Origin of the sequence: Streptomyces sp. NPDC058239 (assembly GCF_042882185.1) — a bacterium.
Taxonomy (GTDB): domain Bacteria; phylum Actinomycetota; class Actinomycetes; order Streptomycetales; family Streptomycetaceae; genus Streptomyces.
Map to the genome: position 1 here is coordinate 1 of NZ_JBHVWS010000091.1, position 26,227 is coordinate 26,227.

General features: G+C 69.0%; 27 protein-coding genes, 1 tRNA gene and 2 pseudogenes. 19 read left to right on the forward strand and 11 right to left on the reverse strand.

Annotated elements, in window-relative coordinates; genetic code table 11:
• Positions 1 to 1,207 (forward strand): annotated as a pseudogene (locus ACFVYE_RS44905) (hypothetical protein); the annotation flags it as partial.
• Positions 1,208 to 1,209: 2 nt separating this feature from the next.
• The gene (locus ACFVYE_RS44910) at positions 1,210 to 1,797 is read left to right on the forward strand and encodes a hypothetical protein (RefSeq protein WP_383977507.1); all 588 of its coding nucleotides are present in this window, start codon (positions 1,210 to 1,212) and stop codon (positions 1,795 to 1,797) included.
• Positions 1,798 to 1,835: 38 nt separating this feature from the next.
• Here ACFVYE_RS44910 and ACFVYE_RS44915 read toward each other — a convergent pair.
• Together ACFVYE_RS44915 and ACFVYE_RS44920 are read right to left on the reverse strand one after the other, a co-directional pair.
• Positions 1,836 to 2,054: pseudogene (locus ACFVYE_RS44915) on the reverse strand (cytochrome P450); the annotation flags it as partial.
• Complete coding sequence (locus ACFVYE_RS44920) at positions 2,051 to 2,842, reverse strand: alpha/beta fold hydrolase (protein ID WP_383977504.1); 792 nt, start codon at positions 2,840 to 2,842, stop codon at positions 2,051 to 2,053. The pseudogene ACFVYE_RS44915 and the gene ACFVYE_RS44920, both read right to left, overlap by 4 nt.
• A 201-nt stretch (positions 2,843 to 3,043) precedes the next feature.
• Here ACFVYE_RS44920 and ACFVYE_RS44925 point away from each other — a divergent pair, with 201 nt between their 5' ends.
• Positions 3,044 to 3,322, forward strand: a complete 279-nt coding sequence (locus ACFVYE_RS44925; protein ID WP_383977501.1) for a hypothetical protein — start codon at positions 3,044 to 3,046, stop codon at positions 3,320 to 3,322.
• Positions 3,319 to 3,720: a DNA-binding protein gene (locus tag ACFVYE_RS44930; protein ID WP_383977499.1), complete on the forward strand. Its 402-nt coding sequence runs from the start codon at positions 3,319 to 3,321 to the stop codon at positions 3,718 to 3,720. The genes ACFVYE_RS44925 and ACFVYE_RS44930 overlap by 4 nt, the downstream gene beginning before the upstream one ends.
• 12 nt (positions 3,721 to 3,732) lie before the next feature.
• On the opposite strand, the gene ACFVYE_RS44935 is transcribed toward ACFVYE_RS44930, so the two are convergent.
• From ACFVYE_RS44935 to ACFVYE_RS44950, 4 genes are all read right to left on the reverse strand, one after another.
• Entirely contained in the window at positions 3,733 to 5,829 is a 2,097-nt protein-coding gene (locus tag ACFVYE_RS44935; protein ID WP_389609284.1) for an AAA family ATPase, read from the reverse strand.
• Positions 5,826 to 6,638, reverse strand: coding sequence for a DUF4255 domain-containing protein (locus tag ACFVYE_RS44940; protein ID WP_389609286.1), 813 nt, complete (start codon positions 6,636 to 6,638; stop codon positions 5,826 to 5,828). The genes ACFVYE_RS44935 and ACFVYE_RS44940 overlap by 4 nt, the downstream gene beginning before the upstream one ends.
• 28 nt (positions 6,639 to 6,666) lie before the next feature.
• Positions 6,667 to 8,664: an HYR domain-containing protein gene (locus ACFVYE_RS44945; protein WP_389609288.1), complete on the reverse strand. Its 1,998-nt coding sequence runs from the start codon at positions 8,662 to 8,664 to the stop codon at positions 6,667 to 6,669.
• A 293-nt stretch (positions 8,665 to 8,957) separates the two neighbouring features.
• The gene (locus ACFVYE_RS44950; protein ID WP_383976978.1) at positions 8,958 to 9,584 is read right to left on the reverse strand and encodes a response regulator transcription factor; all 627 of its coding nucleotides are present in this window, start codon (positions 9,582 to 9,584) and stop codon (positions 8,958 to 8,960) included.
• A 211-nt stretch (positions 9,585 to 9,795) separates the two neighbouring features.
• On the opposite strand from ACFVYE_RS44950, the gene ACFVYE_RS44955 reads away from it, so the two are divergent.
• Complete coding sequence (locus ACFVYE_RS44955; protein WP_389609290.1) at positions 9,796 to 11,118, forward strand: hypothetical protein; 1,323 nt, start codon at positions 9,796 to 9,798, stop codon at positions 11,116 to 11,118.
• 60 nt (positions 11,119 to 11,178) lie between these two features.
• Here ACFVYE_RS44955 and ACFVYE_RS44960 read toward each other — a convergent pair whose 3' ends face one another.
• Together ACFVYE_RS44960 and ACFVYE_RS44965 are read right to left on the reverse strand one after the other, a co-directional pair.
• Positions 11,179 to 11,985, reverse strand: a complete 807-nt coding sequence (locus ACFVYE_RS44960; RefSeq protein WP_389609292.1) for a DUF4157 domain-containing protein — start codon at positions 11,983 to 11,985, stop codon at positions 11,179 to 11,181.
• 72 nt (positions 11,986 to 12,057) lie between these two features.
• Positions 12,058 to 12,288 (reverse strand): hypothetical protein, encoded by a 231-nt coding sequence (locus ACFVYE_RS44965; protein ID WP_383976986.1) that lies wholly within the window; start codon positions 12,286 to 12,288, stop codon positions 12,058 to 12,060.
• A 179-nt stretch (positions 12,289 to 12,467) separates the two neighbouring features.
• Here ACFVYE_RS44965 and ACFVYE_RS44970 point away from each other — a divergent pair, with 179 nt between their 5' ends.
• Positions 12,468 to 13,085, forward strand: a complete 618-nt coding sequence (locus ACFVYE_RS44970; protein WP_389609294.1) for an HhH-GPD-type base excision DNA repair protein — start codon at positions 12,468 to 12,470, stop codon at positions 13,083 to 13,085.
• 31 nt (positions 13,086 to 13,116) lie between these two features.
• Here ACFVYE_RS44970 and ACFVYE_RS44975 read toward each other — a convergent pair whose 3' ends face one another.
• On the reverse strand, positions 13,117 to 14,811 hold the full coding sequence (locus ACFVYE_RS44975; RefSeq protein WP_389609296.1) for a helicase HerA-like domain-containing protein: 1,695 nt from the start codon (positions 14,809 to 14,811) through the stop codon (positions 13,117 to 13,119).
• A 103-nt stretch (positions 14,812 to 14,914) separates the two neighbouring features.
• On the opposite strand from ACFVYE_RS44975, the gene ACFVYE_RS44980 reads away from it, so the two are divergent.
• Complete coding sequence (locus ACFVYE_RS44980) at positions 14,915 to 15,211, forward strand: type II toxin-antitoxin system VapB family antitoxin (RefSeq protein ID WP_072488263.1); 297 nt, start codon at positions 14,915 to 14,917, stop codon at positions 15,209 to 15,211.
• A gap of 164 nt (positions 15,212 to 15,375) precedes the next feature.
• Positions 15,376 to 15,969 (forward strand): LytR C-terminal domain-containing protein, encoded by a 594-nt coding sequence (locus ACFVYE_RS44985; RefSeq protein ID WP_383977001.1) that lies wholly within the window; start codon positions 15,376 to 15,378, stop codon positions 15,967 to 15,969.
• A gap of 47 nt (positions 15,970 to 16,016) precedes the next feature.
• Here the strand turns inward: ACFVYE_RS44985 and upp are convergent, their stop codons facing one another.
• Positions 16,017 to 16,652 carry a uracil phosphoribosyltransferase gene (gene upp / locus ACFVYE_RS44990; RefSeq protein WP_093900065.1) on the reverse strand — a complete coding sequence of 212 codons (636 nt, stop codon included), beginning with the start codon at positions 16,650 to 16,652 and terminating at the stop codon, positions 16,017 to 16,019.
• Between the two features lie 103 nt (positions 16,653 to 16,755).
• Between upp and ACFVYE_RS44995 the strand changes: the two genes are divergently transcribed.
• The 9 genes from ACFVYE_RS44995 (at position 16,756) to ACFVYE_RS45035 (ending at position 22,384) form a co-directional block, all read left to right on the forward strand.
• Positions 16,756 to 16,983 (forward strand): hypothetical protein, encoded by a 228-nt coding sequence (locus ACFVYE_RS44995; protein WP_383976996.1) that lies wholly within the window; start codon positions 16,756 to 16,758, stop codon positions 16,981 to 16,983.
• 187 nt (positions 16,984 to 17,170) lie between these two features.
• On the forward strand, positions 17,171 to 17,725 hold the full coding sequence (locus ACFVYE_RS45000) for a hypothetical protein (protein WP_389609303.1): 555 nt from the start codon (positions 17,171 to 17,173) through the stop codon (positions 17,723 to 17,725).
• A 102-nt stretch (positions 17,726 to 17,827) separates the two neighbouring features.
• Complete coding sequence (gene tadA / locus ACFVYE_RS45005) at positions 17,828 to 18,256, forward strand: tRNA adenosine(34) deaminase TadA (protein WP_383976998.1); 429 nt, start codon at positions 17,828 to 17,830, stop codon at positions 18,254 to 18,256.
• Between the two features lie 78 nt (positions 18,257 to 18,334).
• Positions 18,335 to 18,419: transfer RNA gene (locus ACFVYE_RS45010), tRNA-Ser, on the forward strand.
• Between the two features lie 451 nt (positions 18,420 to 18,870).
• Positions 18,871 to 19,035 carry a hypothetical protein gene (locus ACFVYE_RS45015; RefSeq protein ID WP_176729265.1) on the forward strand — a complete coding sequence of 55 codons (165 nt, stop codon included), beginning with the start codon at positions 18,871 to 18,873 and terminating at the stop codon, positions 19,033 to 19,035.
• 9 nt (positions 19,036 to 19,044) lie between these two features.
• The gene (locus ACFVYE_RS45020; RefSeq protein ID WP_114245624.1) at positions 19,045 to 19,338 is read left to right on the forward strand and encodes a Dabb family protein; all 294 of its coding nucleotides are present in this window, start codon (positions 19,045 to 19,047) and stop codon (positions 19,336 to 19,338) included.
• 197 nt (positions 19,339 to 19,535) lie between these two features.
• Positions 19,536 to 20,417, forward strand: a complete 882-nt coding sequence (locus ACFVYE_RS45025; protein ID WP_383978016.1) for an RNA polymerase sigma factor SigF — start codon at positions 19,536 to 19,538, stop codon at positions 20,415 to 20,417.
• A gap of 235 nt (positions 20,418 to 20,652) precedes the next feature.
• The gene (locus tag ACFVYE_RS45030; RefSeq protein WP_266747420.1) at positions 20,653 to 21,519 is read left to right on the forward strand and encodes an RNA polymerase sigma factor SigF; all 867 of its coding nucleotides are present in this window, start codon (positions 20,653 to 20,655) and stop codon (positions 21,517 to 21,519) included.
• Positions 21,520 to 21,586: 67 nt separating this feature from the next.
• A complete protein-coding gene (locus ACFVYE_RS45035; RefSeq protein ID WP_389609300.1) occupies positions 21,587 to 22,384 on the forward strand; it encodes a hypothetical protein in 798 nt (265 codons plus the stop codon).
• 39 nt (positions 22,385 to 22,423) lie between these two features.
• Here the strand turns inward: ACFVYE_RS45035 and ACFVYE_RS45040 are convergent, their stop codons facing one another.
• Positions 22,424 to 22,633, reverse strand: a complete 210-nt coding sequence (locus tag ACFVYE_RS45040) for a hypothetical protein (protein ID WP_383978020.1) — start codon at positions 22,631 to 22,633, stop codon at positions 22,424 to 22,426.
• Positions 22,634 to 23,038: 405 nt separating this feature from the next.
• Here ACFVYE_RS45040 and ACFVYE_RS45045 point away from each other — a divergent pair, with 405 nt between their 5' ends.
• Positions 23,039 to 23,560, forward strand: a complete 522-nt coding sequence (locus ACFVYE_RS45045; protein ID WP_383978023.1) for a MarR family winged helix-turn-helix transcriptional regulator — start codon at positions 23,039 to 23,041, stop codon at positions 23,558 to 23,560.
• A 23-nt stretch (positions 23,561 to 23,583) separates the two neighbouring features.
• On the forward strand, positions 23,584 to 26,070 hold the full coding sequence (locus ACFVYE_RS45050) for a DHA2 family efflux MFS transporter permease subunit (RefSeq protein WP_383978026.1): 2,487 nt from the start codon (positions 23,584 to 23,586) through the stop codon (positions 26,068 to 26,070).
• Positions 26,071 to 26,227: the final 157 nt, after the last annotated feature.

Here is a 26,227-nt window from a genome sequence, read left to right on the forward strand (position 1 = left end):
CGGCATCGGCAACCTCGCCAACAAAGTCAAATCCGTCTTCCACACCGTCGCCAAACCCGTCAACCGCGCCATCGACAAAATCGTCGACTTCATCGTCAAAAAAGGAAAAGCCCTCTGGAACAAACTCAAAGGCAAGGGCGGGGGAGACGGGAAGGACAAGGGCAAGAACGACGGTAGGAGGGAATCCGGTCCGGTCGGAAAAAACCTCACCTGGACCGTGGAAACCGAATCCCATCGCCTATGGATCGATCAGGCTGGTCGACGGTACGTGCCGATGATAGCCAGCAGGCCGCACCCGGTCGATGAGGCCATTTCAAGTTACCGGGAGCAAGCGAAGGGACTCGCCTCGAACAATGCAAATATTACCAGCGAGATCGACAGGGCAGCGGATGACCTAAATTCCCTTAAAAGTGCTCTCATTGAATACGAAAACAAGTCGAAGGCCGGGGCCACCAGCTCAGCACTCGACGCCGCACGGAACGACATTGCAACGGCCCAAATAAGCTTGCAAAATTCGGTTTCCGTGGTACAGAAGAGCCTCGGGCACGACTCGGACGCGCGACTCAAAACAGCCAAGGCTCACTTTAAATCGAGCCCGTTCACCACTCGCGCCCTAGGCGAAATGCTGGGCGTGTCAAAGCGCACGGCGGAGAGAACGGTCCAGGGCTGGGTTGACAAAGGGGCCGTTTTCCGCGTGCAGTCCAACGAAACTGACCCGCTGGGAAAGAACACGTTCGATCCAGCGGTTGCCGAGTGGCGCGAGACCAGTCCGAACAACCGGCACAAGTATGGGTATGCCAACCCGAGCAAGACCTCTGCCGCGGGTCTGGAAATTCTGAGCAAGGGGTTGCTCGGAAGTATCGGACCGAACGGAGAGTGGAAAACCGCCACTACGAGCGAGAAGGCGAACGCCGCATATCATCAACAACACGCCTACTACAAGAGTGTCGTAAATCCCGCAACGTATCCCAAATTCCAGTTCCCGAAGGCCATACTCGGGCACCGCCCACCCGGCGCATCGGGCCACTGGAACGCGGAAGGACACAAACAGACCCGGGAGGAAAACCTTGCCTGGAACAAACAGCCGTCGAACTACCACGGACCCGAACACGAGGACGAGTCAGCGGCAAGCGGATCTGAGGCAGAGCGATACAAACTGCCGACCAAGGAACGCGGAAGTCACGAGTCATGGTGGGAGCACAGTTAACCATGGACGATAAATTCATCGCTTCGGTCGTCGCTGCATACACCGAACTGTACGATCCACCGACTCGCACGATTTGCTTCTCTCGCACGGGACCACCCCCCTACGAATCTGCCGTGGTGGTCTACCTGCCGGACGAGATCGAACAGCTGGATCCAGCAGACAATCTGACTTTATTGGGGACCGCTGGATTCGGCTCAGTGCAACTCTGCGCAGATTTCTCCTGCGAACTGGGCATGGAGGTCAAGGGATCACTCGATGAGGCAAGCGTCAGCGCCCTGGCCGAGGCGCTGGCCGACTTGGCGTCCGCACCATCGGAGAGTGGCCGTCTTTTCAATGACGGGCAGATCTTGACTAACGTATCACTCCCCGTTTTTCCTCGATTCACCATGGCCATGCTCATCGACTGGGATTCGGTCTATGGATTTCGTTTCCCCGAGCCAGTCATCGAGGTCGGTTTGCTGCGCGTGGTGCCGTTGTTCGCAACGGAGGCGGAGTATGTGGAGTCCTTCGCCGACCGGCGCAGGGGCTACCGCGCCCTCATCAATCAAGGAATGGTCCCGACGGATCCCGACCGGGATTCGACCGTGTGAGCAGGCGAAGCGAGACGAGGCGCCGCCCTGGGGCCGGGACCGGGAGTCGATGACGAGGTTCGAGCGTCCCGGACCACGTACCGGGTGACCGCCCAGAAGCCGGGGCCCGCCGGCCAGCCGAGCACCTCCGGCTCCTCCTGCCACGCCACGGGATGGTGGTCGCGCAGGTGGCGGTAGCGGTCGTGCGGGATGCCCCGCCCGTACTGCCTGGGGTCGAAGACATCCGGTACGGGCGTTTCGGGGGCGGGCCCGCTCATGCCCTCGCCCCGCCGTCCCCCGCATCGGCTCGCAGGAAGTCCTCCACCACGCGGATCAGGTCGAGCGGGGCTTCGTCCATCGCGTAGTGGCCGCACGAGGGCAGCTCCACCAGTTCGGCCCGCGGGAACCACCGCATCCAGGTGGCCCGCTGCAACTCGGCCGACAGCGCCGGGTCCAGCGCGCCCACCACGGCCAGGGCCGGCACGGGCGAACCTTCGATCCGGTCGTGGAAGTCCTCGCCCGCCCAGGAATCCAGCCAGGCACGGAACGCCTTGGCATCGCTGCATTCGAGCGAGCGACGCACCATTCGGTCCAGCCAGCCTGCGGGGCGTCGGCTTCCGGTGGTGATGTCGAGGATGGTCCGCCGGTTCTGAGGGGTGTGCGCCGCGGCGGAGAAGAGTTCCCACTGGTCGGGCGGGAGGGGCAGGCCGGACGCGGGGACTGGGGACACCCCGACGATTCTGCGCACCCGTTGCGGTGCGATGGCCAGCGTCCGCTGAGCGACGGAGCCGCCCATCGAGTGGCCGATCAGCGAGAACCTTTCCCAGCCGAGCCGGTCGGCCAGTGCGAGCACGTCCGCGGCGCCCTCGGCCGTCGTGTACGTACCGCTCGCGTCCCTGGCCTCGCCGTATCCCCGTAGATCCACCACGGCGTACTGGAACGAACCGAGGTCGAGATCCGGCAGCACCGGGTCGTACGCCGAGCGGTCGGCGAACCAGCCGTGTACCGCGATCACTTTGTGCGAGCCGTCGCCGTGCAGTCCGTGGGGCAGGGGCAATGAGGTCACGCTGACTCCCGTCACCGTACGGAGCGGACCGGTCGGTCACCGGCCCGACCCCGCCCACGGTGGCGGCAACTCCGGGTCCGCGCAAGGGCCCACGCGAGGGGCCGGGCAAAGGGCCCACAGCGCTGTTGCCAAAGCCCTGTTGCCACGAACCCATTGTCACGAAGCGAAGTCTTCTCCTAGTTCATGTATTAGATTGATGCCATGAGCGACGACACTGCTTACGGGGTGGGCGAGGGCCCCACGGCCAACGTCTCCGTCAGCCTGCACTCGGGCAATATCGCGGCCGTCCGTGCGCGCGTGGGAAAGCGGGGTTTCTCCGCCTACGTGGACGCCGCCGTTCAGCGGCAGATCGAGCGGGACAACCTTGCCGAGCTGACCGAAGGGCACGAAGCCGAACACGGTGCGTTGAGCGACGTGGAGGTCAATGCCGCCCGAGCACTTCTGCGGGGCGACGCCGATGATGCGCAGAACGCCGCATGACGGCCCGGGCCGGAACGCTGGTCCTGGACAGTGAGGGGCTGTCCAAGGTCGTAGCGGATGACCGGCAGGTCATGGCGCTGCTCCGTGGAGCGGAGCAGGAGGACATGAGGGTGATCGTCAGCGTCCTCACCCTCATCGAGGCCCACCACCGGAAGGTGAACGCCGCTCGGTTCAACTGGGTGGTGTCCAGGCTGACGGTTGAGCCCGTGAGCGAGGAGATCGGGCGCTCGGCCATGAAACTGCTGGCCGACGCCGCACTGCACGGTCACAAGTACGCCATCGACGCCGTCGTGGGGGCCACTGCCTTGCTGATGCCCAAGCCTACGGTCATCCTCACCTCGGACCCCGAGGATCTGGGGCTGCTGTGCGGTGACCGGGTACGGATCATCAAGGTCTGAGGCGCCCGCACCTCACGCCAGCAGTCCCAGATACGGCCCGAACTCCGACGCCAGCGTCAGGCGGCCTAGCTTCTGGTACTCGCGCTGGATCGCGTGGATCAGCGTCGGCATCGTCACCGGCTCGCCCGTGTCCGCCGCCAGGTATGCGGCTGTCACCGCGATCGAGCGGATGTTGCCGCCCGCCAGCTCGAAGTTCTCCGCGCAGAAGGCGAGGTCCAGGTCTTTGCCCCGGGGGAGTACGGGGCCCAGGCAGCGTTCCCACAGCAGGAGACGCTGTTCGGGGTCCGGGACCGGGAAGTCGATGACCAGGTCCAGACGGCGGGTGAAGGCGTCGTCCAGGTTGGCCCGGAGGTTGGTGGCGAGGATGGCCAGGCCGTCGAAGGACTCCATGCGCTGGAGCAGGTACGCGCTCTCGACGTTCGCGTAGCGGTCGTGCGCGTCCTTCACGTCCGAGCGTTTGCCGAAGATCGCGTCCGCCTCGTCGAAGAGGAGGACTCCGTTCACTCCTGCGGCTTCGGAGAAGATCCGTTCCAGGTTCTTCTCCGTCTCGCCCACGTATTTGTCGATCACCGTCGCCAGATCGACCGTGTAGAGGTCCAGGCCCAGGTCTGCGGCTATGACCTCCGCGGACATCGTCTTTCCGGTGCCGGAGTCGCCTGCGAAGAGTGCCGATACGCCACGGCCCCTGCCGCCGCCGGGGCGCATGCCCCACTCCCCCAGGACCCGGTCGCGATGGCGCGCGCGGGCCGTCAGTTCGCGGAGTTGAGCATGGGTGTCCGGGGGGAGGACCAGGTCGTTCCAGGTGACGGTGGGTTCGATGCGGCGGGCCAGGCGGTCGAGGCCTGCCGCGTTCTGGGCGCGGGCGCCTTGGCGTACGTGGTCGGGGGTGAGGGTGCCGCCGTCCAGGTGGGTGGTCTGGGCGGCGCCCCGGGCGGCGCGGGTGATCTGTTCCGGGGTGAGCAGGAACGGCGAGAGCAGGCGGTCCACATCGATGGTTTCGGGGACGGGGGCCTCGTACGCGTCGGTCCAGAGGGCGGCCCTGGTCGAGGGTTCCACGCGTGGGGCGTGCAGGAGGAGGGGCGGGGCGGCGGACCAGGCCGCGTCCCAGGGGGCCCGGCCCACCAGGATCGTGGGGACCGGGGTACCGGTGAGCAGTCGAAGGAGTTCCGGGTGTTCGCGGGAGACCGCGTCGAGAGGGGCGCAGACCAGGCCGGCGCCCGTCAGCCGGGCCTCGCGGACCAGGGAGCGGACCGCCTCGGCGGGGGACGGGTCCTCGGCCAGTCGCGTCAGATCCAGGCCCAGGACCCGGTGGCCCGCGAGCGTCAGCGCGGAGGCCGCGAGGGCCGTGCCCGCGCCGCCCTGATCCTCGCGGAGGTAGCCGAGCGAGGCGCCTCGGGCGAGGGCCGCAGCCAGCGGGGCCGGGTCGCCGACGCCCGGTACGGCATGCCAGGGGGCGAGGAGATCGGCCAGACGCGGGTCGGGGGTGTCGTCGCCCAGGAGGTGCGCGGTGACCCGGTCGGGGACACGGAGCGCACGGCTCAGGAACGGGCGGTCCAGGTCCTCGACCAGGAGGAGGCGACCCTCACGCAGTGGGGCAAGGGCCGACAGCCGACCGCGCGCCACCTGGTCGGCGGGGGACAGACCGCAGAGACCCAGGGCCAGACCGATGGACGGGCGGCGGCGGGTGACGTCGTCGTTCAGGTAGCCGTAGAACGCCTCGAAGCGGTCGTCGAGATCCGGTACGAGCGTGATGAGGAGGATCTCGATGTCGAGGGCGGTGAGGCCGAACTCACCGGCCAGGGACATGAGTCGGGACGCTTCGGGCAAGGCGGTGAGCCGGGATGCTTCGGCCGGCGCCCCGGGCGGCGTCTCCGTCGGCGTCTCCGTCGGCGTCTCGTCGTGGTCCGGAACGGGGGACGGGAAGGCGCGGGCCTCCTCCTCGTCCAGCAGACGGGCGATGTTCTCGTCCGTGAGGTAGAGGCCGCGGAAGGCGTCGTCCGGGTCCGGGTCGGTGAGCTGCCGGGCCTCGACCGCTCGTCGGATGCGCTGCTCCACCGCTACCGCACGGGCGAGGAGATGGTGCAGGTTCGGGTCGCCCGCGGTTGTCATTCGGCGCCGTCCTCCATGGTGTCCTCGGCATGGTCCGCCGCGCCGCCCCGTATGCCGTCCGCCGCAGCGGCCTTCCGGTTCTCGGTGATACGGAGGGACAGACCGCGCCGCCGTTCCGCGTCGGGGGTACGGGGAACGTCCCTGTCCGGTCGGTCCGGGCGGCCCGGTCGGCCTCCGTACACCGGAAGCCCTCCTCGGCCCGGCATCGGTTCCGACAACGGCTCGGCCCCCTCGGGTACGTCCCCGAAGTGGGCCTGCAACCCCTCGTCCCCCACCGGCGGGCCGACCACATAGCTCGGCGACGCCGTCACCGGCACGCTGATCACCAGGTCCAGCGAGGGTTTCAACTCGCCGCCCAGTGCGCTCCACACGTCGGCGAACGAGCGGTCCTCCGGCGGCGGCAGTGCGATCGACATCGGTACGGCTGCCCCGATCTCCGCCAAGGTGCCCGTCAGCCGCTCCGGAGGCAGCGCCTCGTAACGCAGCAGGCAGCCGAGCAGCGACGAGAGCAGCCGGTGCTCGTCCTCCGGGCGCTTCGTCCAAGCCGTGATCAGGTACGAGAGCTTGAAGAAGCGGGGCGGGCGGCGGCGCGCGATGATCGCGCCGCGCTCGTCGTACTCGTTGTGCAGACCTCGCTCACGCCTCCGCATGTCCTCGCGGATGTCGTAGAGGTAGAGGTTGACCATGGGTGCGTTGACCTTCGCCGCCCACTCACGGGTCGGGGCATCGAAGACCACCGCGATCTGGCCGCCTTCGAGCACCTCCGCCCTGATCAGGGCCCGCAGTACGTCGTCGACCTCGTGGATCACCCGATCACTCCCGTACGGTCGTCGGAGCTCATGCGCGGCCCGCGAAGTCCGGTGGCTGAAGATTCCGCTGGACCACCAGGACCGGTTTCTGGAGCCGGTCGAGGTCGCGCGAGTCCGCCCGCAGCCGGCGCGGGCCGAGCTTGTCCTTGCGCAGGACCAGGATCTGCACCTCGAAGGTGCCGTCGCGGCCCACCGTGGCGACCGATCCCTCAGGGGTGATGCCGGTGTTCCACGTGAAACGTACGGTCGCGCCCGGCGGGTAGTCCTTGCCGCGGGCCAGCACCGGCTGACCCGGCTTGGCGACCTGTGGCGTGACGGTCAGCGAGGGCTTCAGGACGCGCAGCCGGTCGGTGTCCTGGTTGTTGGCCGCCCGGCGGTCGGGCAACGTGCCGCGCACGGTGCCCCGTACGTCACCGGTGACCGCCGCACGGTACGTCGCCGTCTGGGTCACCTCGATGCGGCCACCGGCAGGGATGGTGCACGGGTCGGCCGCGGTACAGCGGGTCAGGGCGGGCAGGCTGCGGTCCTTCGCCTGGGACGGTTTCGGCCAGGCCGAGCCGATGACGACGCCCGTCGCCGCGTCCGGTCCGGCATTGGTCACGGTGAAGCGGGCACGGGCGGGCCGGCCGGTGTACGTACGGTCCGGGCTGACGTCGACCTTCATCGCCACATCCGCCGAGGGCGGCACGGGGGCCTCAAGGACCTCGATCTGTGCTGTGTCCGTCCCGGTGTTGCCCGCCGAGTCGGTGGCCGAGCAGGTCACCGTGGTGCTGCCGACCGGGAAGAGCGAGCCGGAGGCCGGGGCGCAGGTCACCGGGAGCGTGCCGTCGGTGGCGTCCTGGGCGGTCGCGTCGTACGTCACGCGCGCGCCGTTCTTGTCCTTGGTCCGAACGGTCAGATCGTCCACGGTGACGACGGGCGCGTCGATGTCGTTCACATCGATGCTGATCTGCTCCTGGAAGTCCGGGTCGGCGGCCGCCGCGGGTCCGATGGCGTCCGTGCCGGGAACCTGGGTGCCCAGCAGGAACTGGACGGTGCAGGTCAGGGTGGTGCCTTGCGGCGCGTCCGCGGCGACATCGATGTTCTCCGCGAACGATGCGGTGTCGCCGCTGGTCACGTTGCGGGTAGGGGGGTCGAGGGCGACGGTCAGGGACGGGTCGCAGTTGTCGAGCCGGTAACCGACCGTGGTGGGGAGGTTGTTGAAGCCTTCGGCGATCGCCTCCGCGACCTTGTCCCCGTCGATCCCCTCCAGCAGACGGCCGTTGGTGGCGTTGATGATGCGGGTGGCCTGGCCGGGCGTGGTGGGCGGGTCCTCGACATATTCGGGGTCGCCGGCATCGCCGTTGCCGTTCAGGCCGTCGCCGATTCTGCTCGCCACATCGACACCGATCACCCGGACGCTCCGGTCCTGGAGATCGAAGATCGTGTCGTCGATGCTGTGACCGTTGCTGGGGGCGTGGCTGGATGCATCGCCGACCAGGACGACGACCGGACTCGCCCCGTCGCGGAAGACGGTCTGGCCGCCGGCCCCGTTCGCGATCTGCCACAGCCCGTTGATCCAGTCCTCGGAGGGGCCGCGGCTCTTGCCGCCCAGCGCGGTGTCCAGTTTGTTGACACCCGCCTGCACCGCTTCGAGGTCGTACGTCAGCCCCTGAAGCACACTGAAACCGGCGTTGACGTCTCCCTCCTGGTCACCGAACGTGGCCACGGCGAACCGGGAGTCGGGCTGCTCGGCGCGGATCTTGCCAGTGATCTTGGGCAGGTTGTCCTGCACGCTCTTGATCGGGTCGGCCATGCTGCCGGTGCCGTCCACCAGCAGGATCACATCCGGCTTCGGCGGAATCGCGGGCGTACGCACCTGCTTGGCCACGCCCGTGGAGCCGCCGGGGTCGACCGCGTCGGTGAACTCGGCAGGGGTGACCCAGGGCTCGGGTACCGCCGCTGCCGGCGCCCCGGAGGTGACGGCCGAGCCGGGGGCGATGCCGGTGGCCACGAGGAGAAGAGCCAGCGCCGGGACACGGAGCATGGCGAGGGTCCTGCGCGAGGAGGAGGACCGGGGCCGGGCCACCTGACCCGTCCGCGACCGCGGCGCCCGCTGAAGCGGCTGGAACCAGCGCACGGAAGTCTCCCCACCCTCGGCCGATCGGCATACCGGACGCCACGGTCCCGTAAGCGCAGCCGGCCCGCAGCGGTACAGGAGTCACACCCTCGGGAAGCCCCCGCTGCCCTTTCGGGCAGCGGGGGCTCTGCCGAACTGCCGTAGCTGTCAGAGCTGCCGTGTGCGTCCGTGCCGGACGGCTCACGTCCGTACAGGACGGCTCAGATCAGCCCCTGCCGCATCGCGTACGCCACCGCGTGCGACCGGTTCCGCAGCTGCAGCCTGGTCATCACCGAATGCAGCACGTTCTTGATCGTGCGCTCGGAGTAGGCCAGCTTCGTCGCGATGTCCGCGGTGTCGTACCCCTCCGCGACCAGACGCAGCACATCCACCTCGCGCGCCGCGAGACCGGTGAAGTGCAGGCCGCGCGGACCGAGCACCTGTCCCTGGAGGCGGCCCACCTCCTCAAGCAGCCTTCCCAACAGGTCGGAGGGCAGATGGCCCTCGCCCCGCGCCACCGTCCTGATGACCTGCACCAGATGCTCCGGGGTCGCCTCGGAGCGCCTGACCACACCGGCGACGCCGCACTCCGCGGCGCTCACCAGTTTCTGCTCGTCTATGTCCGTTGTGACGAGGACCGTGCGTGCAGTGCTGGTGCGCTGAATGTGCCGCAGCATCGTCAGCACCTCCTCGTCGACCGCGTCCACGACGACGACCACGATCTGAGGTGAGGCGTCGCCCTCCCCCCACTCCGTCACGCTGACCTCGGGACGGGTACGCAGCTGACTGGCCACGCCCGCCTGCGAGATCGGATCCTGGGCCCGTAATGCGACAGTGGTGCGCTCCATGGCAATGCTCCCCCTGGGCAACAGCCGGTGGCATCACAGCGGGCACAACCATCACGGCTGCATTCGTGTGCCTCATTCGTCCTGAGGCGGTCAAAAGATTCCCGCGTATACCTACAGGGAAACAAAAAAGCCGATCCGGGCACAGAATCTGCCCGGAAGTGTTCCTTCACGGCCGATGTCGGCGTTCGGCGCCGACCCTACGGTGCGCCCTATGAGTCTCACGGCAAGCCTCGACGATTCGTCCGTCACTGCCGCACCGGGCGAGGAGACGGCCCTACCCCTGCGGATCCTCAACTCCGGCAGCACCGTCGAGGAATACCGCTTCGAGGTGGTCGGTGCATGTGCCGCCTGGTCGACGGTGGAGCCGGCGACCCTGTCCCTGTATCCGGGCGACTCGCAGACGGTCTCCCTCGTACTGCGTCCGCCCCGCGACTCGACCGTACTCGCAGGGGAGACGCCCTTCGGGATCCGGGTGGTGCTCACCAGCGAGCAGGGCGACACGGTGGTGCCCGAAGGGCGGGTGACCGTACTCCCCTTCACCGAGACGACCGCCGAGCTGGTACCGCGCAGCTCGCACGGCGCCTGGCGCGGCAGGCACCAACTCGCCGTCGACAACCGGGGAAACACCCCGACGACCGTACGGCTGGGGGCCCAGTCCGGTACGGAGCGGGCCCGGGTCACGTTCGCGGCGGACGCCCTGCAGATCGCACCCGGTCGGGCGGAATTCGGGAAGCTGCGGATCCGGCCGGCCAAGCGCGTGTGGCGCGGTACGCCGGTCACGCATCCCTTCCAGGTGGTCGCCACGCCGGTCGTGGCGGAGGGTCAGGACCCGGTCGCACCGGTGGTCCTGGACGGCTCGTACCAGCAGGAGCCGATCCTGCCGCGCTGGCTTCCCAGGGCGCTCATCACTGCGGCTGTCCTGCTGATCGCGCTGGTCGGGCTCTGGTACGCGCTGCTGCGCCCGGCCGTGAAGTCGGCGGCCCGGGAGGCGATCACGCCGGACGCGGTCCGGTCCGCCGCCGCGGCCGACAAGAGCAAGGCCCCGGACAACGGCTCGACAGCCGGAACGGGATCGGGCGGAGGCGATTCCTCCGGTGCGAACGGGGGCTCGCCGAAGCCCAGCCCCTCACCGAGCCCCGGCGCATCCGACGGCGCGGCCGCCGCGGCCCCGACCAGTGCGCAGGTGCAGGTCAGAGACTCGGTGGGCGGCGGGTCGAACACCTCGACGGCCCTTCAGGTGCCCAGCGGACATACTTTCCAGCTGACGGACATCGTGGTCCAGAACCCGCAGGGCGACGCGGGAACGCTCGTGGTCTCCTCCGGCCGGGACGCGCCCGTGCTCCGACTGGCACTGGAGAACTTCCGGGACTCCGACTACCACTTCGTCACGCCGATCCTGGTGCCCGCGGGCGGCAAGGTCACGATGACCGTCGACTGCCGGAAGGTGGGCAAGCCGGTGAACGCGCCGACGCCTTCGCGGTGTGCGGAGTCGCTGTTCCTCGGCGGCACGATGCGGACGGACACCGCGGGCTGACAGCGCGGACGGAGGGTGCGGACGGACAGTGCGGATCGGGCCGGCCGGTCCGCGGGCCCGTCAAGCAGGCGGAGCCTCTTCCTCCTCGGCCCCTTCCTCCGCCCGTTGGACGAAGGAGCCCTGCACATCGGCAGGTTGCTCGTCCTCGTCCTCCGTCGCCGCCCTTTGCACAGCAGGCGTCGCGACGGGGGACGAGTCATGACCGGCCGCCCCTGTCGCAGCCGCCGAAGCCGGGGCCGGGGCCGACAGCACCCGGTCGGCGTTCGCGACGGCCTCCCGCTCGAACCGGTCGGACGGATCGCTCACCCGGATACCGCCCGGCGCCTCCGTGCCCTCCACCGGGCCGTTGCGCTGCTGGATCACATGGGTGAGCTCATGGGCCAGCGTGGTGCGGCCCTGCGGCGAGGACGGATCGTACGCGTCCCGCTGGAAGACCACGTTGTTGCCGACCGTGTACGCATGGGCGCCCACGCCCTTCGCCGACTCGTGCGCGGCGGAGCCGGTGTGGATGCGTACGTCGGAGAAGTCCGCGCCCATCCGCCCCTCCAGATCGGTGCGGGTATCGGTGTCCAGGGGCTGCCCACCGCCGGACGAGACCACGTCGTGCACGGGGGAGCGCTCTTCCTCCTCGCGCCTCTGGAGCATCGACGCCACGGCGCTGTTTCCGACCGCCCGTTGGAGCGCGCTCATGCCGCCGGCTCCGACCACATCGGCCCGCCCGGCGACCGCCGCACGGTAGAGATGCGGGGTGTCCGCCGCCTCCCGACCCCCGGTCGCCCTCGACGCGTGCAGGGCCTCGTCGTGCTCCTGCCCGTGCCCGTGATCCCGCTCGTGGCCGTGTTCCTGGTCCCATTCCTGTGCGTGCATCGTCATCTCCCCTGACCGCGCCCCGGTCGAAGGCGCGTCGTGATGGCCCCACCACTCCACCTTCACGACGTGTCACGGCCTCGTCCAGCCCGGACCCCGCCGCCCAGGGGCAGCCGGCGCTGCCCCTTCGGGCATCCGGACCGGCGGCGGCACCAGCCCCACCCGCTGCTCCAGCGCGGCCATCTGCTTCTCACCGGCGGCCGGCAGACCCAGCGATCCCGCGACCACCGCCTCGTCGTCGGCCTCCTCATCGGCCTCCTCGGGATCGAGCAGGTCCCGGGCGGCGATCCAGACCTGCTCCAACGCTCCGGAAAGAACCTCCAGTTGTCGATGTCCACATCTCCGGGACTGCCGGCCGCCACTGACAGTCGCACTCGGCAGCCGCCACCCTGTCGCCTCCTCGAACGGAATCCGGCGGCAAACGGCTGCATCGGCGGGCAGTGGGGTGGCCGGGCCGCGCCGCCGTCGGGATGATCGAAGGCATGACCAAGAGCAACAAGGACCAGGACATCACCCTGCGGATCGCCCAGCAGCCGGAGGCGGACGAGCTCCTCGCGCGCAGCCCGCTCGCCGCTCTGGTCGGCATGCTGCTGGACCAGCAGGTGCCGATGGAATGGGCCTTCTCCGGCCCGTACACCCTGGCCGGGCGGATGGGCGGAGACGACCTGGACGCCCATGAGATCGCCGCGTACGACCCGGAGGCCTTCGCCGAACTCTTCACCGCCAAACCGGCCCTGCACCGCTATCCGGGCTCCATGGCCAAGCGGGTACAGCAGTTGTGCCAGTACCTGGTGGCGGAGTACGACGGCGACGCGAGCGCGGTGTGGAGCGATGTCTCCAGCGGGGCCGAGCTGCGGAAACGACTGAACGCCCTGCCGGGGTTCGGCACCCAGAAGGCGCAGATCTTCCTGGCGCTGCTGGGCAAGCAGTTCGGGGTCCGGCCGGCGGGCTGGCGGGAGGCGGCCGGGCCGTACGGCGAGGCTGGTTCACGCCGGTCGGTCGCCGACATCACCGGCCCGGAATCACTCGCCGAGGTCCGCGCGTTCAAGCAGCAGGCCAAACAGGCTGCCAGGGCGACCAAACGCACAGCCGCCAAGTGACCGACGAACAACAGCGCCCCGCCGCCGGGAACTACCGCCTGCGGCGGGCCGTACCGAAGAGCGAACGCGAGATCTCCCGCCCCAGCTGTGTCCCGACGGACCGTGCCAGCGACCGGAACATCCCGCTCGCCACCACCTGCTCGACCAGCGAGGCATCCTCCTTGGACGCCTTCCCGGCCCCGCCCGGGGAAGCCCTGCCCCCGGCCCGTTTCCCGCCCCTCACCGCCTCCTCCACCGCCGCCCTGTCCGCAGCCTCCGCCTCGGCCCGCTGCTTCGCCTCCTGTTCGGCGCTCAGCTTCTCGTACGCCGATTCCCGGTCCACTGCCTGCGCGTAACGCCCGTACAGCGACGAGCCCTTCACCGCCGCGTCCAGCTCGGCGGCGGGATACGGCCCCATCAGCGACTGCGGCGCCCGCAGCCGGGTCGCGGCGACCGGAGTCGGCGCGCCCTTCTCGCTCAGCACCGTGATCACGGCCTCGCCGATGCCCAGCCGGGTCAGCAACTCCTCCAGGTCGTAGGGCGAGTTCGGAAACGTCTTCACCGTCGACCGCAGCGCCTTCGCATCGTCGGGAGTGAAAGCGCGCAATGCGTGCTGCACCCGGTTGCCCAGCTGGGCCAGCACATCGCCGGGCACGTCGCGTGGCGCCTGCGTCACAAAAAAGATGCCCACGCCTTTCGAACGGATCAGCCGCACCGTCTGGATGATCGACTCCAGAAATGCCTTCGAGGCTCCGTTGAAGAGCAGATGCGCCTCGTCGAAGAAGAAGACGAGCTTCGGCCGGTCGAGGTCGCCGACTTCCGGCAGACCGTGGAAGAGATCGGCGAGCAGCCACATCAGGAACGTCGAGAAGAGCTGGGGCTTGTCCTGCACGGCCGCCAGTTCCAGTACGGAGACCAGCCCGCGCCCGTCCGGTGCCTGCCGCAGGAACTCGGCCGTGTCGAACTCCGGTTCGCCGAAGAAGTCGCTCGCGCCCTGCTGCTCGAAGGCGGTGATCGACCGCAGGATCACTCCGGCCGTCGCCGTGGAGAGCCCGCCGATCTCCTTGAGTTCGGCCCGGCCCGTGTCCGAGACGAGAAACGCGACGACGGCCCGCAGATCCTTGAGATCGACCAGCTCCAGGCCCTTGGCATCGGCGTAGTGGAAGATCAGGCCGAGCGACTGCTCTTGTGTCCGGTTGAGTTGCAGCACCTTGGACAGGAGTACGGGGCCGAAGCTGGTGACCGTCGCCCGCAGCGGAATACCGGGCCCGATGCCGCCGAGCGCGTAGAACTCGCACGGGAAGTTCCTGGCCTCCCACTCCTGTCCGGCCTGCCCGGCCCGCTCGGTGACCTTGTCGCCCGGCACACCGGGAGCGGCAATGCCCGAGACATCGCCCTTGATGTCTGCGAGGAAGACCGGAACACCGTTGGCCGAGAGCTGTTCGGCGATCAGCTGGAGTGTCTTGGTCTTGCCGGTGCCGGTGGCGCCCGCGACAAGTCCGTGCCGGTTGAGCATCGCCAGCGGAATCCGGATCTGCACATTCGGCAGGCACACACCGTCCCAGAGCAACGCGCCCAGATCGAGGGCGGCCCCGGAAACGGCGTACCCGGCAGCGATCTCCTGCGCCGGCTGTGGCAGAACCCCGGCACCTCCGCCCGACGCCACGCCCGTGTCCGGCGCGTCGGTGTCCGAACCTCCGTCGGTGCCCGAACCCGCGTTTTGGCCCGTGCTGTCGCTGTCACTCATCACGGCCCCTATTCCGTAATGCCCGAGTTTGTGGCGTTCTTGCCAGCATCGCAGTCCCGCCTCATGGCTGCGCCCGGAGGCTCTTGCCCGGTAGGCTTTCCGTGTGATCTTCAAGCGCATCGGAAATGGGCGGCCTTATCCCGACCACGGCCGGGAAAGCACCCGGCAGTGGGCGGATGTCGCGCCGCGCCCGGTCCGCCTCGATCAGCTGGTGACCACCAAGGGCAATCTGGACCTGGAGACCCTCCTCGCCGAGGACTCGACGTTCTACGGCGACCTGTTCGCGCACGTCGTGAAGTGGCAGGGCGATCTCTACCTGGAGGACGGACTGCACCGCGCGGTCCGCGCCGCGCTCCAGCAGCGCCAGGTACTGCACGCCCGGGTACTCGAACTCGGCTGACGGAGCCCGGCGGGTTCCCTCCACGGACCCGCAAGCCCTGCGGCCCGCTCCGGGTTCGTTCGGGTGCTTTCGCACCCGGACGGGTGCGATCCATTGATCATTTAGTAGGCATCATCACCGGGTCGCACTACGCTGCGCCCATGAGCATGCTCACTCCCCCCGGCATGGGCGGAAAGTACCGCATCACGGGCGACAAGTACCCGCGCATGCGCCGCCCCCGGCATCGCGGCAAACTGATCCTCGCTGCCACCGCTTCCGTGGTTGCCCTCGGGCTGGCCGGATGGGGCACGCTGCAGCTCATCGATGTCTTCACGGGCAGCAACGGGAAGGCCGGCGCCGCCGGTCGGTCGGCGGACTGCGCGTCAGCCAAGCCGTCCGCGCCCGCCAAGGCGCTGCCGAAGCCCGCGAAGATCACCGTCAACGTCTACAACGCGACACCGCGCAGCGGGCTCGCCAAGAAGGCCGCCGACGAGCTGAAGAAGCGCGGCTTCACCATCGGCAAGGTGGGGAACGCCTCGGCCGCGTACGACAAGAAGGTCGCAGGTCCGGGGGTGCTGCTGGGCGCCCCGTCGGCCTCGAACGGCTCGTTCCCGGTCCTCGGTACACAGCTGCAGGGGGCCGTTGCGAAGACCGACGCCCGCAAGACGGCGGACGTCGATCTGATTCTCGGTACGAAGTTCAAGGCGTTCAGTACGCCCCAGTCGGCCGCCGCGGCCCTCGCCGCCCTGGCGAAGCCCGCCGCCGCACCGTCCTGCTGACGGCTGCCGGGTCGACCCCGGCAGCCCAGCACATCCCGCTCGGGGTCCTAGTCGACCGTGCCGTACATCCGGTCGCCCGCGTCACCGAGGCCCGGGACGATGTAGCCGTTCTCGTTGAGCCGCTCGTCGACCGAGGCGGTGACCACGGTCACCGGCGTACCCGCCAGCTCGCGTTCCATCACCTCGACGCCCTCGGGCGCCGCGAGCAGCACGACCGCGGTGACATCGTCCGCACCGCGCTTGATCAGTTCCTGAATGGCCGCGACCAGCGTGCCGCCGGTGGCCAGCATCGGGTCCAGGACGTACACCTGGCGACCCGAGAGGTCCTCCGGCATCCGCGTCGCGTACGTGGACGCCTGCAGCGTCTCCTCGTCGCGGATCATGCCCAGGAAGCCCACCTCGGCGGTCGGCAGCAGCCGCACCATGCCGTCGAGCATGCCGAGACCGGCCCGCAGGATCGGTACGACCAGGGGGCGCGGGTGCGACAGCTTCACACCGGTCGTCGGTGTGACCGGGGTCTCGATGTCGACCTGTTCGGTGCGCACATCCCGGGTGGCTTCGTAGGCGAGCAGGGTGACCAGCTCGTCGGCGAGCCGCCGGAAGGTCGGGGAGTCGGTGCGCCTGTCGCGCAGGGTGGTGAGTTTGTGCGCGACCAGTGGGTGGTCGACGACGTGGATCCGCATGGGTTCAACAGTAACCGGGCCTCCCGCACTCGTGCGCTGGCATCAACCGCATGTTCGGAGGGAAGGTGGGGGCATACGGACCCAGCCTTGGGGTGATGAGCCGATGCCGGACGGGGAACAGCGGAAGCGGGGCCGGCCGGACACGCCGGCCCCGCAGGACGCAGAGGTCCAGCAGGACCCGCAGGAGGCCGACGCGGCACGCCGCAGGCGGCGCGCCCAGTTCCTGCGGGAGCTTCATGAGGCGAAGGCACTCCGCGACCGGGTCCAGCCGCGCCGGGCCAGGGCGGCCCGGATGCGCCAGGCCATGCGGATGCGGACCTTCCGCTGGTAGGTCGGACGGCGGCCCGGTGTCCCCCTGGTGGCGGCGTCCAGGAGAACTGATGGCCGACGCAACGGCCGAACTCCTCTCGCAAGGCCTATGTTTCTGCCACGATTCCGATGGGCGGGACGCAGGACAGCCGGGCCACCGGCTGCCCTCCCGCCGGACCGACACCCCTATGACCAGTGGGAGAGTCACGGTGTACTTCGCCGCACTGCTCGCGCGCACCGAAGACGGGTGGGAAGCGAGCGACACGGAACTCGACGATGTGGAGACCCTGTCCGACCTGACGGATCTGGCCCGTGAGGCCTCGGTGGACGAGGACACTGTGCTCGTCTTCATCGAGCAGGAGGACGCCTGGTTCGGCGTCGTCCGGGTGGACGGTGAGGAGGACCCCCGGATCTTCATCTCGGACGCCACCGCCGCCGCCCGCTCCTCGTACGGGGAGATCCTGCTCACCGATGAACTGCTCGGCCGCGAACCCGGGGCCGAGGACACGATTGCCGCCCTCGAAGAGCTCGTCGGCCTCGACGGTACGGAGGACGGCGAGCCGGACATCACCCCCGACAACGACGACGACAACGACGACGACGAAATCGATGCCGACGCAGTACCGGCAGGCCCGCTCGGTGACACCGGGATCCTGGCCGACCTCGGGCTCCCCGAGGCGGAGCTGCTGATGCTGCGTACGGACGCACTGGTGGAGATCGCGGACGCGCTGGGTGCGGCCGAGGTCCTGGAGACCGTCCGTTAGGGTCCGCGGGTGAGCGAACCACCGCACCCGCAAGGACCGCCGGAACCGCACGAACCCGTAAGAGACCCGCACGATCCCGTGAGAGACCCGTGGCGGGCGCACATGCGCCGCGCCCTGGCCGAGGCCGACCTGGCGGCGCGGGCCGGCGATGTGCCGGTCGGCGCCGTCGTGCTCGGCCCGGACGGTTCCCTGCTCGCCACGGGACACAACGAACGCGAGGCGACCGGCGACCCGACCGCGCACGCCGAGATCCTCGCCGTCCGCCGGGCCGCAGCGGCGCTCGGTCGATGGCGGCTGTCCGGATGCACCCTGGTGGTCACCCTGGAGCCTTGCACGATGTGCGCGGGCGCGCTGGTGCAGTCCCGCGTGGACCGGGTGGTCTACGGGGCGCGGGACGAGAAGGCAGGTGCGGCGGGCTCGCTCTGGGACGTCGTACGCGACCGCCGGCTCAACCACCGCCCCGAGGTGATCCACGGAGTGCTGGAGGACGTCTGCGCCGCTCAGCTGACGGCGTTCTTCCGCGGCCTCTGACCAGGCCAACACTCGTTCGCGGCCTGCTGCGGCGAATCGGATTTCGACGGACGGCCGGGATGGTCTAAGATCTCTCTCGGTAGCGTGTCCGAGCGGCCGAAGGAGCTCGCCTCGAAAGCGAGTGTGGGGAAACTCACCGAGGGTTCAAATCCCTCCGCTACCGCTCTTGTGAAGGGCCCGGCGCATCGCGTCGGGCCCTTCGGGTTTTCCGCATTCGCGGATACGGACACGACTGTGGTCCCGGGCGCGTCGGTCGTCGCACCCGGGACCACAGCCCGCGAAGTGATGGCCGGGGGGAGCGGCATCGGGGGGACAAGCCGCTCCCCCCGATGAGAACGGGCCCCTCAAGCCCTCGCCGCAGTCAGGGGGAAGCTCGCGGCGAGAACCCCACAGTGAGGTCCCGTTCCTCTCCCTGCGGATTCCTGCCGGATCCGCTGGGCCCACCGTCCATCCTGCGGCCTCGCAGAAGCCTTACGAGCGGGCAAAGGGCCCCGATCGCCGGGCCCTTGGTCCTTAAAGGCCCGGTGAGTGGTCGGAAACACCAGAGGGATACGGCCATTCGTGCGGATAGAATCGCCCGACTGCACAGGGGATCGAAGGCGAGGCAGGGGCTGATGGTGCAAGCGAAGAAGATAGCTCTCTACGTGATAGTCGTCTTCGTGCTGTACACGATCATCACGTCCCCGGCCCGGGCGGCGGATCTTGTCCAGGTAGGGTTCGAGGGCGTTTCGAGTGCCGCACAGGGCGTCGGCGACTTCATGTCCGAGCTCGTGAAGTAGGAGTACCCCATGATCCGCCATCTGGTCCTGTTCAAGCTGAACGACGGCGTCGAGCGGGACGACCCGCGGGTCGTTGCCGGGGCGAAGGCCTTCCAGGAGCTGGCGGGGCAGGTCCCCGAGCTGGAGTTCTGGGAGTGCGCCTGGAACATCACCGACCGGCCGATCGCGTACGACTTCGCCATCAACTCTGCGGTCGCCGACGAGGACGCCCTGAAGCGTTACATCGAGCACCCCGCCCATCAGGCCGCCGCCGGGCAGTGGCGCGCGTTCGCCACCTGGGTGATCGCCGACTATCCGTTCTGATTCGCCCGGTCCGCCTGATCCAGCCGGTCCCCTGAGCCCCTCGCCACCACGGTGAGGGGCTTTTCTTAGTGTTTAAACCAAGTTGACCCCAACACGACGCTATACGGTGCTTGCACACAGTGGACATGTCTTGTGATGCTATGACCGCTTTTGACGGATGAGTTGACCGAAGTTGACCGCAAAGGGGTGGCGTCACCGTGCCGGCCAGTGCAGCGCCTCAAGTGCCTCCCCAGACCGTCCAGACCGTCCAGACCGTCGAGACCGTCGAGACGGTCCAGACCGAGACGCCCGACAGCACGGCACCGCCCGCCAGGACCAGGGGCGCCGACACCAGGGCGCTCACTCAGGTCCTCTTCGGACAGCTCAAGAACCTGGAGCCGGGGACACCGGAGCACGGCCGCGTACGGGCGGCACTGATCGAGGCGAACCTCCCCCTGGTGCGGTACGCCGCGGCGCGCTTCCGAAGCCGTAACGAGCCGATGGAGGACGTCGTCCAGGTCGGCACGATCGGCCTGATCAACGCCATCGACCGGTTCGACCCCGAACGCGGTGTCCAGTTCCCGACCTTCGCGATGCCGACCGTCGTCGGCGAGATCAAGCGGTACTTCCGGGACAACGTACGGACCGTCCACGTCCCGCGCCGGCTGCACGAGCTATGGGTCCAGGTCACCGGCGCCACCGAGGACCTGACGACCGCTCACGGCCGTTCTCCCACAACGGCGGAGATCGCCGAGCGGCTGAGGATCTCCGAGGACGAGGTACTGGCCTGCATCGAGGCCGGCCGTTCCTACCACGCGACCTCGCTGGAAGCCGCACAGGAGGGCGACGGACTGCCCGGCCTGCTGGACCGGCTCGGCTACGAGGACCCGGCCCTCGCCGGGGTCGAGCACCGCGACCTGGTCCGGCATCTGCTCGTACAGCTGCCCGAGCGCGAGCAGCGCATCCTGCTGCTGCGCTACTACAGCAATCTGACGCAGTCGCAGATCAGCGCCGAACTGGGTGTCTCCCAGATGCATGTGTCAAGGCTGCTGGCCCGTAGTTTCGCCCGACTTCGATCCGCAAACAGGATCGAGGCGTAACCGGAACGGGTAGAGCACTCGAAGTCCGGTTCGGGCGGCCGAAATGCCGCACACCCCCTGTTAACTGCACAGACGCCACAAAGACTTGTCGACATGTCACTACAGCGTGTTGCCGACATGTGACATTCTGCGGGAACCGCGTTTGCCGTGGCCTCGCCGCCGGTATTCAGGTGGAGGCTGCGTTCCTCCGATGGTCGCGGCTCAACGCGACCGTCCGCGACCTCAAGGGGGTGGCATGTCCGCAGAACAGGGCAGCTCGAAGGTGCTCACGCTCACGAAGAGCGCACCCGCACCCGTTGTGCTCACCAGCTCGCCGGAAGCCATCGACACCCGCACTCTGTCCCGCTCCCTGTTCCTGCGGCTCGCCGCGCTGGGGCCCGCACCGGGCCCCGATGGAACGGACAGCCCGGAGCGTGCCTACGTACGGGACACACTCATCGAGCTCAACCTCCCGCTGGTGCGTTACGCCGCGGCGCGGTTCCGGAGCCGCAACGAGCCGATGGAGGACATCGTCCAGGTCGGCACGATCGGCCTGATCAAGGCGATCGACCGGTTCGACTGCGAACGGGGAGTGGAATTCCCGACGTTCGCGATGCCGACCGTCGTCGGGGAGATCAAGCGCTTCTTCCGCGACACCTCGTGGTCGGTGCGCGTCCCGCGCCGCCTCCAGGAGCTGCGGCTCGCGCTGACCAAGACCAGCGACGAGCTCGCCCAGAAGCTCGACCGCTCGCCGACGGTGCCCGAGCTGGCCAAGGCGCTCGGCGTCTCCGAGGAGGACGTGGTCGACGGGCTGGCCGTCGGCAACGCGTACACCGCCTCCTCGCTGGACTCGCCCTCGCCCGAGGACGACGGCGGCGAGGGCTCCCTGGCCGACCGGCTCGGATACGAGGACTCGGCACTGGAGGGCGTCGAGTACCGCGAATCGCTCAAGCCGCTGCTGGCCAAGCTTCCGCCGCGCGAACGCCAGATCATCATGCTGCGGTTCTTCGCCAACATGACGCAGTCCCAGATCGGTGAGGAGGTCGGCATCTCACAGATGCATGTCTCACGCCTGCTGACCCGTACGCTCGCCCAGCTCAGGGAAGGGCTCATCGCCGACTGACCGCCGTGAACCGCCGCACCGTGGCACGAGGGTTCCGATTTGACGGACCGTCAGCCACACTGGCGCGATGCGACGTCAGATACGCGACTCGACCGGCCGCCGGGGCACCGTGATCGCCGCCTCGGCGGCCGTGCTGTGTCTGGGCGGCGCGCTGGCCGCCTGTGGCGGCGGGACGGCGGGCGACGGCTACGTGGCGGTCGGCGCGGCAGGCGCGGGCCCCGAGAGAGCACCGTCGGGAGCGGTGGCGCCGTCGGGGAAGGTGACGCTGGTGCCGCTCGACAGGGGCGGCAAGGGCGGCGGGAGTGCCGGGGACCGGGCCGACGGCGGCGGACCTTCGCCGGCCGCCTCCGCCGCAGGCGACGGCTCCGGGGGTACGAGCACTGCGAGTGGCGCGGCCGACCGACCGCCCGGCACAACCGGCCCCGGCGCGGGCAGCGGCACCGGCAGCGCGGGCGGCGATACAGGCGGTACGACCGGCTCCGGTGACTCCAATGGCTCTGCAGGCGGCTCCACGGGCCCCGCGACCCCGTCGGCGCCCGGCTCCACAGCGCCCGCGGGGCCCGCCGTGCTGGTGGTGGGTGCCCCCGAGCGGGCGGCAGCGGACGAGCGCTGGTGCGAGAAGGTGACCGTGGAGTTCCGCAACACCGGAGGATCACCGGTGCGCTCGGGGACCGTCACCTTCGCCACGCACATCATCGGCGGGCTGGGGATCGACTGGGCGACCATCGAGTCGACCGAGCCGCTGCCCGCGCCGATCGACGCGGGAGCGGCGCGGACGAAGACGTACACCGCCTGCGTGGACGCCTGGCGGGTGCCCCTGGGTATGCATGTCGAGACCCGGGACGTCACCGCCGTATTGAAGTGACGGGTGGAGGCAGGAGGTACGGAGGAACCGGTGCGCCGGTCAGCCCAGCGCGAGCCAGGCGACCGCTGCGAGGACGACGATCACCGCGACGACGGTGACGATCACCCCGGTCTTCGGTCCGGACGAAGCGGCCGGCTGCTGCCGACGCTGCGGCTCGCCCTCGTCGACGAAGGCGCGGAACATCTGGGTGCTGCCGGCCGGGTCGTTGTTGCCCTCGGGGCCCTGCGGGGCGTGGGGGTTGTGTGCCATGGGCCAGGACCCTAGCGAACTCGGCGTTACGGCCCAACCCCCGGGTCGGTGAAGGGCCGTGGCCGGAGCCTGGGAGCCGGTGAAGAAGTGGTGGGCACCGCGCACCCGCATACGGCCCGTATATATGCGACGGGGTCATCCGGTATGCGCGACGGGGTCGCCCGGCCGCATACGACTGGATCGCCAGGTCCACACCCCCAAAACGGACACCCGATCGCCCCACCTGTGGCACGAGACACACCCGTCACGATCCACCCCTCGCACGCTGGGGCTTTGACCCGGGCCCTACACAGCCTTTTGCTTTCCTTTACTTCTGCAAGCCCCGTTTCGTTTGCCTGCAGCAACCAACAGCTTCTATGGTTGCCCTAAGCAACAAGATGAACCGGTGATATGTCTGGGGGGCCCGTGGCCGTACGAAGTCAGTACGAAGAACTGGCCCGACAGCTCAGCGCCATCGGGGCAGTCAAGCGGGGTCTCGCCCGCATGCTGCCCCCCGAATGCCCTGGCGGCTCGGCGGCCGTACTGGCGCTTCTCCGTGAACACGGCGAAATGCGTATCAGCAGACTGGCTGAACTGATGGCCGTCGACATGTCGGTGACCAGCCGTCATGTCGCCCATGTGGCAGAGCGCGGCTGGATCGAACGGTCCTCGGACCCGGCGGACAAGCGGTCCCGCATCCTGCGGCTGACCCCCGCCGGACACGACGTGCTCAACGATCTGAACCGCCGGACCACCGAAATGTTCATCCACAACCTCTCCGACTGGTCCGACGACGACGTCGGACAGCTCAACACGCTGTTGGCCCGGCTGCGCGAAAGTTTTGCCTGTCGCGGCCCCGGAGGGTGCGCCCCCGGGAAGCACATCGGCGACTGCCGTTCCCGGCCTGCCGACAGCGACAACGACTCGCACACCCGTACACCCGTGTAACAGAAGCAAAGACAAGGAACTCAATGGCTACGACCACACCAACCGGTGTGCGGGGCGGCCACGCCAAGCACGGGGGATCATCCGATCCCTCCGACGGCACGCCGATGACTCACCGGCAGATCATGGAAGCGCTCACCGGGCTGCTGCTCGGCATGTTCGTCGCGATTCTGTCGTCCACCGTCGTTTCCAACGCTCTGCCGGAGATCATCTCCGACCTCGGCGGCGGCCAGAGCGCCTACACCTGGGTCGTCACGGCCTCGCTGCTGGCCATGACCGCCACCACCCCCCTGTGGGGCAAGCTCTCCGACCTGTTCAGCAAGAAGCTGCTGGTTCAGATAGCCCTCGTCATCTACGTAGCGGGCTCGGTCGTCGCCGGTATGTCGACCAGCAGCGGCATGCTGATCGCCTGCCGTGTCGTCCAGGGCATCGGCGTGGGTGGTCTCTCCGCCCTCGCGCAGATCGTGATGGCCGCGATGATCGCCCCGCGCGAGCGCGGTCGCTACAGCGGCTACCTCGGCGCGGTCTTCGCCGTCGCCACCGTCGGTGGTCCGCTGCTCGGCGGTGTCATCACCGACACCAGCTGGATGGGCTGGCGCTGGTGCTTCTACGTCGGTGTGCCGTTCGCCGTCATCGCGCTGATCGTGCTCCAGAAGACCCTGAAGCTCCCGGTCGTCAAGCGTGAGGTCAAGGTCGACTGGACCGGTGCGTTCTTGATCAGCGCCGCTGTGTCGCTGCTGCTCCTCTGGGTCACCTTCGCGGGCGACAAGTACGACTGGATGTCGTGGCAGACCGGCGCGATGCTCGCGGGTTCCCTGATCCTCGCCCTGCTCTTCGTCTTCACCGAGTCCCGGGCCAGCGAGCCGATCATCCCGCTGCGCCTCTTCCGTAACCGCACCATCACGCTGGCCTCGCTGGCCTCGCTGTTCGTCGGTATCGCGATGTTCGCGGGCACCGTCTTCTTCAGCCAGTACTTCCAGCTGGCGCGCGGCAAGTCGCCGACGATGTCGGGTGTCATGACGATCCCGATGATCACCGGCCTCTTCCTCTCCTCGACGATCTCGGGCCAGATCATCACCAAGACGGGCCGCTGGAAGGCCTGGCTGGTCACCGGTGGCTTCCTGGTCACCGCCGGGCTCGGAATGCTCGGCACCATCCGGTACGACACCGAGTACTGGCACATCGCGATCTTCATGTTCGTGATGGGTCTCGGCATCGGCATGATGATGCAGAACCTGGTACTCGCCACACAGAACCAGGTCGCTCCGTCCGACCTCGGCTCGGCCAGCTCCGTCGTCACCTTCTTCCGTTCCCTCGGTGGTGCGATCGGCGTCTCGGCGCTGGGCGCCGTCATGGCGAACCGCGTCACCCACTACGTCAAGGACGGCCTCGCGGAGCTCGGTCCCAAGGGCGCGGCCATGGGCCACGGCGGCACCGGCGGCGGGGGCATCCCCGACCTGGACAAGCTGCCCGCGCCGTTCCGTACGGTCGTGGAGAGCGCCTACGGGCACGGTGTCGGCGATGTCTTCCTGTACGCCGCTCCGGCCGCGCTGGTCGCCTTCGTGATCACCATCTTCATCAAGGAGGTCGCGCTGAAGACGAACTCCGCGAACGACGCCGCAGCCACGGCCGAGGCCCCCGCCACGGAGGCGGTCGAGGCTCCGGCCACCGCTGCCGCACCGGTCTCCCGGGCAACGGCCCCGGTCTCCTCGGTCGACACCCTGGAAGCCCCGGTCGCCACCCTGCAGGGCACGGCCGTGCACGGTGTGGTGCGCGGCGCCGAGGGCGCACCCGTCGCACGGGCCGCCGTCACACTGATCTCGCTGGCCGGCCGGCAGCTGGGGCGCTCCGTCGCCCAGGCCGACGGCAGCTACGGTCTGGACGCGCCGGGCTCCGGCAGCTACGTCCTGATCGCGTCCGCCGACGGCTTCCAGCCGCAGGCGTCCACCGTGGTCGTCGGTGACCAGCCGCTCTCGTACGACATCCTGCTCTCCGGTACGAGCGGCCTGGCCGGAACCGTACGGACCGCCGAGACCGCTGCGCCGGTCGAGGGCGCCATGGTCATCGTGACCGATGTGCGCGGCGATGTGCTGGCCACCGGCAAGTCCGGTGAGACGGGCGAGTTCACCTTCGGTGAGCTGGTCCCCGGTTCGGTGACCGTCGCGGTGAACGCCGCAGGGTTCCGTCCGCTGGCCCTGCCGGTGGAGATCGGCGGCCAGGGCGTCACCCGGATCGAGGCCGCACTGCAGTCCGGTGCGCTGGTGCAGGGCGTCGTGCGGGCCGGTTCCGGCCGACGGCCTCTGCCGGACGCCCGGGTCACGCTGGTCGACGCGGCGGGCAATGTGGTCGCCACCTCGACGACCGGGGACGACGGGGCGTACGCCTTCGCCGACCTGGACGCGGGCGAGTACTCGGTCATCGCGACCGGCTACCCGCCGGTGGCCGGCGCGCTGACCGTGGCCGGTCGCGGGGTCGACGGCCATGACATCGAGCTCGCCCACCCCGGCGAGTAACCACAGACCCCTGGCGGGTCGGCGTTTCGAGCGGAGACGCTGTACCGGCCGGTGGAAATGGGCCCCGGTGGCGGGGACGGCAGGCAGGGGAAGCCCTGCCGTGCCCGCCCCGGGGCCCGACTCAATGATTCATTTAGGAAGGAGAGAAAAAGGGAGT

Bases quoted from the DNA above. Each gene is read 5' to 3' on its own strand.
- ACFVYE_RS44935 (WP_389609284.1), bottom strand. From the start codon at position 5,829: ATGACAACCGCGGGCGACCCGAACCTGCACCATCTCCTCGCCCGTGCG.
- ACFVYE_RS44960 (WP_389609292.1), bottom strand. From the start codon at position 11,985: ATGCACGCACAGGAATGGGACCAGGAACACGGCCACGAGCGGGATCAC.
- tadA (WP_383976998.1), top strand. From the start codon at position 17,828: ATGCGCCGCGCCCTGGCCGAGGCCGACCTGGCGGCGCGGGCCGGCGAT.
- ACFVYE_RS45050 (WP_383978026.1), top strand. From the start codon at position 23,584: ATGGCTACGACCACACCAACCGGTGTGCGGGGCGGCCACGCCAAGCAC.
- ACFVYE_RS44995 (WP_383976996.1), top strand. From the start codon at position 16,756: ATGCCGGACGGGGAACAGCGGAAGCGGGGCCGGCCGGACACGCCGGCC.
- ACFVYE_RS44975 (WP_389609296.1), bottom strand. From the start codon at position 14,811: ATGAGTGACAGCGACAGCACGGGCCAAAACGCGGGTTCGGGCACCGAC.
- upp (WP_093900065.1), bottom strand. From the start codon at position 16,652: ATGCGGATCCACGTCGTCGACCACCCACTGGTCGCGCACAAACTCACC.
- ACFVYE_RS44955 (WP_389609290.1), top strand. From the start codon at position 9,796: ATGAGTCTCACGGCAAGCCTCGACGATTCGTCCGTCACTGCCGCACCG.
- ACFVYE_RS45020 (WP_114245624.1), top strand. From the start codon at position 19,045: ATGATCCGCCATCTGGTCCTGTTCAAGCTGAACGACGGCGTCGAGCGG.
- ACFVYE_RS45040 (WP_383978020.1), bottom strand. From the start codon at position 22,633: ATGGCACACAACCCCCACGCCCCGCAGGGCCCCGAGGGCAACAACGAC.
- ACFVYE_RS44925 (WP_383977501.1), top strand. From the start codon at position 3,044: ATGAGCGACGACACTGCTTACGGGGTGGGCGAGGGCCCCACGGCCAAC.
- ACFVYE_RS45015 (WP_176729265.1), top strand. From the start codon at position 18,871: ATGGTGCAAGCGAAGAAGATAGCTCTCTACGTGATAGTCGTCTTCGTG.
- ACFVYE_RS44910 (WP_383977507.1), top strand. From the start codon at position 1,210: ATGGACGATAAATTCATCGCTTCGGTCGTCGCTGCATACACCGAACTG.
- ACFVYE_RS44930 (WP_383977499.1), top strand. From the start codon at position 3,319: ATGACGGCCCGGGCCGGAACGCTGGTCCTGGACAGTGAGGGGCTGTCC.
- ACFVYE_RS44945 (WP_389609288.1), bottom strand. From the start codon at position 8,664: ATGCTCCGTGTCCCGGCGCTGGCTCTTCTCCTCGTGGCCACCGGCATC.
- ACFVYE_RS45030 (WP_266747420.1), top strand. From the start codon at position 20,653: ATGTCCGCAGAACAGGGCAGCTCGAAGGTGCTCACGCTCACGAAGAGC.
- ACFVYE_RS45035 (WP_389609300.1), top strand. From the start codon at position 21,587: ATGCGACGTCAGATACGCGACTCGACCGGCCGCCGGGGCACCGTGATC.
- ACFVYE_RS44970 (WP_389609294.1), top strand. From the start codon at position 12,468: ATGACCAAGAGCAACAAGGACCAGGACATCACCCTGCGGATCGCCCAG.
- ACFVYE_RS44950 (WP_383976978.1), bottom strand. From the start codon at position 9,584: ATGGAGCGCACCACTGTCGCATTACGGGCCCAGGATCCGATCTCGCAG.
- ACFVYE_RS44985 (WP_383977001.1), top strand. From the start codon at position 15,376: ATGGGCGGAAAGTACCGCATCACGGGCGACAAGTACCCGCGCATGCGC.